The sequence below is a fragment of the Anoxybacillus sp. CHMUD genome (genome assembly GCF_013096965.1).
In the GTDB taxonomy this organism is placed as follows: Bacteria; Bacillota; Bacilli; order Bacillales; family Anoxybacillaceae; genus Anoxybacillus; species Anoxybacillus kestanbolensis_A.
The window spans coordinates 1-365 of record NZ_SDLG01000099.1; the positions used below are offsets into that span (position 1 = coordinate 1).

Below are 365 nucleotides of genomic sequence, written 5' to 3' on the forward strand. Positions count from 1 at the left end.
GTTATCTAGTTTTCAAGGAACAATCAGCGAAAATAACGAGGGATATTCCCTCAAAACTAAACGAAGCGAAAAAGCGTTGTTATTACGTTATGTCTAGCTTCGAACCAAGAACCGTTCTTCGCTTTTCTTTATGTCTAGCTACGAACTAACATCCTCCTCCGCGTCTGCTTTCTCCGTCGACGTGCACGCACGTCTTGTCGAAAGCTTGCGCTTCCGTCGGATGTTTTCTTGACTACGTCAAGAACCGTTCTTCGCTTTTCGTATTTATCCTTAGAAAGGAGGTGATCCAGCCGCACCTTCCGATACGGCTACCTTGTTACGACTTCACCCCAATCATTTGCCCCACCTTCGGCGGCTGGCTCCCG

1 rRNA gene is annotated in these 365 nt (G+C 47.7%); it reads right to left on the minus strand.

The features are described 5' to 3' along the window. Positions 1-274: 274 nt before the first annotated feature. Positions 275-365: ribosomal RNA gene (locus ETB99_RS14785) — 16S ribosomal RNA — on the minus strand; the annotation flags it as partial.